The following is a 3,221-nucleotide window of genomic DNA, read 5'->3' as shown; positions in this document are numbered from 1 at the left end:
GCCCACCCGGTCTCGCGGATCAGCGGTCGGCTACGGCCTCCTCGGCCGCCCGCAGCCACTCCCGCCACTGGGCGGCCTGCTGTTCGGCCTGCTTCGCCCGGCGCTCGTCGCCCGCGGAGCGCGCCTTGGCCGCCTGTTCCTCGAACTGCTCCACCCGCTCCCGGAACTGCGCGGCGCGGGCGTGGGCTTCGGGGTCGGTGCGCCGCCAGCGGCTGTCCTCGGCCGAACGGACCCGGTCCTGCACCGCTTTCAACCGCCCGTCGAGTTCGCGGATGCGGTCGCGTGGCACCTTGCCGATCTCGTCCCAGCGCTGCTGGATTCGGCGCAGTTGCGACTTCGCGGCGTCCAGGTTGGCCGAGGGGTCGATCTTCTCGGCCTCGGCGAGCAGCTCCTCCTTGCGCGCGGCGTTCTCGGCGAACTCGGCGTCCCGCTCGGCGAAGGCCGCCGAGCGACGGGAGAAGAACGCGTCCTGGGCCGCGCGGAAACGCTGCCACAGGGCTTCGTCGGCGTCCTTGGGCGCGCGCCCCGCGGCCTTCCACTCCGCCATCAGTTCCTTGTACCGGCCCGCGGTCGGACCCCAGTCCGTCGAGTCGGACAGCGACTCGGCCTCGGCGATGAGTTCCTCCTTGCGGTCGCGGGCCGCCGCGCGCTGTTTGTCCAGCTCGGCGAAGTGCGACCCGCGCCTGCGGTTGAACGACTCCCGTGCCTTGGAAAACCGCTTCCACAGCTCGTCGTCGGTCTTGCGGTCGACGCCCTTGACCGTCTTCCACTCGTCCAGGATCGCCCTGAGCCGGTCACCCGCGGCCTTCCACTGCGTGGACGACGCCGCGATCTCCTCGGCCTCCTCGGCGAGAGCCTGTTTGCGGGCGACCGCCTCGGCGCGGGCCCGCTCGCGCTCCCGCCGCGCCGTTTCCAGGGCCCGCTCGGCGGTGTCGACGACGTGGTCGAGCCGTGCCCGCAGCGCCTCGAGGTCACCGACGACCGCCGCGTCACCGAGCCCGTCGCGCAACTGCGTCGCGCTCGCCAGCGCCTGCTTCGGGTCCCCCGTTCCGGAGGTGAGCCGGGTCTCCAGCAGCTCCGCCTCGGTGCGCAGGTCATCGAAGCGACGTGCGTAGTGGCGCAGCCCCTCCTCGGCCGTACCCGCCTGCCACACGCCGACCGCGCGCTCGCCCTCGGCCGTGCGTACGTACACGGTGCCGTCGTCGTCGATGCGGCCCCAGCGCGACGGGTGGTTCTCCGCGACCGGGACGGCAGGGGCATGGCCGGCGCCCGGGGCGTGCGGCACCTGGTATGGCGTGGGAACGTCACTGCCGTGGGGGGTCTTCTGCTCGGCCATGGCCGGCTCCTTCTCGACTGTCCGGCCCGCGGGGTCGCGGGCGCCCCGCGGGTGCGGGGCCGGGTCCTGCGTGTACGGGGTCAGGCACGCATTCAAACAGGTCAGCGCGCTCGGTGGTACCTCGTGGCTCGACAGGTACCTCCGGGCACGTGCCGGGTAACCTCGGCGGCCGTGTTCCCGCGTGCTTCCATCCTGCCCGTTCCGTCCCTGGTCACACCGCCCCGCGCTTCGGCCGCGCACGGTGGGGCGGCCGTGGGGAGGTGCGCGTGACGTCTCCGTTGCCGCCTGTCGCGGTCGTCGGGCCCACCGCCACCGGCAAGACGGCGCTCGGCATCGAGCTCGCCCGTGCCGTCGGCGGCGAGGTCGTCAACGCCGACGCGATGCAGCTCTACCGGGGCATGGACATCGGGACCGCGAAAGCCACCGTCGAGCAACGGCGCGGTGTCCCGCACCACCTGCTCGACGTGCTCGAGGTGACGGAGTCCGCCTCGGTGGCGGCCTATCAGCGCCACGCGCGGACCGTGATCGAACGGCTTCTGGGCGCGGGGACGGTGCCCGTGCTGGTCGGCGGGTCCGGGTTGTACGTGCAGGCGGTGCTGGACGACCTCCGCTTCCCCGGGACCGACCCGGCCGTGCGGGCGGAGCTGGAGCGGCAGGCACGCGAGCACGGCACGGAGGCGCTGCACGCCAGGCTCGCCGCGCTCGATCCCGAAGCCGCGGGCACGATCCAGCCGTCGGACACGCGGCGGACGGTGCGTGCGCTCGAGGTCATCGAGATCACCGGCGAACCGTTCTCGGCGAATCTGCCGGAGCCCGGGCCCGCGCGGTACGGCACCGTGCTCATCGGCGTCGACCGTCCGGTCGCGGAGCTGGACGAGCGGGTGGAACGCCGGGTCGAGCACATGTTCGCGGCCGGGCTGGTCGACGAGGTCCGCGCATTGGAGACGCGGGGGCTGCGGGAGGGACCCACCGCATCCCGCGCCCTCGGCTACCGGCAGGTGCTCGACGCGCTGGCGACCGACGGTGATCTCGACGCCGCCGCGCGGGCGACCGTCGTGGCCACCCGGCGCTTCGTGCGCAGGCAGCGGTCGTGGTTCCGCCGGGACACCCGGATCAGGTGGATCGACGCCTCGGCGCCCGACCCGGTGGAGCGGGTGCTCGCCGGGCTCGGCCGGTAACCTGTGCGCATGGGCGGCATCGAGTTCCTCAAGGGGCACGGCACGCAGAACGATTTCGTGCTCCTGCCCGACCCGTCGGGTGTTCTGGACCTGACACCCGGCCGGGTGGCGGCGCTGTGCGACCGGCAGCGCGGTCTCGGTGCCGACGGCGTGCTGCGCGTGGTCCCCTCGGCTGCCCTCGGAGCGGACTCCGGGGCGAGGTGGTTCATGGACTACCGCAACGCGGACGGCTCCCTCGCGGAGATGTGCGGCAACGGCGTGCGGGTCTTCGCCCGCTACCTCGTCGAGGCGGGGCTGGAGAGCGGGCCGGACTTCGCCGTCGGCAGCCGTGCGGGGGACCGGCCGGTCCGGGTGCACGACGACCTCTCCGTGACCGTGCACATGGGGCCCGCGGCGGTCACCGGCACGTCGGTGGCGGTGGTGGGCGACCGCGCGCTCTCGGGGGTGGCGGTGGACGTCGGCAATCCTCATCTGGTGTCGGTGATCGACGAGGACGTGGCCGGGCTCGACCTGCGGGAGGCGCCCCGCTACGACGACGAGGTGTTCCCCCGAGGGGTGAACCTGGAGTTCCTCAACGTGCTCGACCCCGGTCACCTCCGCATGCGGGTGTACGAGCGCGGGGTGGGCGAGACCCGCGCGTGCGGCACCGGCACGGTGGCGGCCGTCGCGGCGACGGCACACCTGCGTGGCGCCGAGTCGGCGGAGGC

General features: G+C 73.7%; 3 protein-coding genes. 2 read left to right on the top strand and 1 reads right to left on the bottom strand.

Translation table 11 applies throughout. From position 1 onward, the window contains the following. Positions 1 to 19 precede the first annotated feature (19 nt). On the bottom strand, positions 20 to 1,336 hold the full coding sequence (locus SACSA_RS0114590) for a DUF349 domain-containing protein (RefSeq protein WP_019816636.1): 1,317 nt from the start codon (positions 1,334 to 1,336) through the stop codon (positions 20 to 22). Between the two features lie 266 nt (positions 1,337 to 1,602). On the opposite strand from SACSA_RS0114590, the gene miaA reads away from it, so the two are divergent. Next, positions 1,603 to 2,514, top strand: a complete 912-nt coding sequence (miaA, locus tag SACSA_RS0114585; RefSeq protein WP_019816635.1) for a tRNA (adenosine(37)-N6)-dimethylallyltransferase MiaA — start codon at positions 1,603 to 1,605, stop codon at positions 2,512 to 2,514. A gap of 9 nt (positions 2,515 to 2,523) precedes the next feature. Next, positions 2,524 to 3,221, top strand: a 698-nt coding sequence (gene dapF, locus SACSA_RS0114580; RefSeq protein WP_019816634.1) for a diaminopimelate epimerase, incomplete at its 3' end; no start/stop codon positions are given.

The organism is Saccharomonospora saliphila YIM 90502 (genome assembly GCF_000383795.1).
GTDB lineage: Bacteria > Actinomycetota > Actinomycetes > Mycobacteriales > Pseudonocardiaceae > Saccharomonospora > Saccharomonospora saliphila.
Note: the sequence above shows the minus strand (reverse complement) of the source record. Positions and strands in the feature narration are given on the sequence as shown.

Bases quoted from the DNA above. Each gene is read 5' to 3' on its own strand.
- SACSA_RS0114590 (WP_019816636.1), bottom strand. From the start codon at position 1,336: ATGGCCGAGCAGAAGACCCCCCACGGCAGTGACGTTCCCACGCCATAC.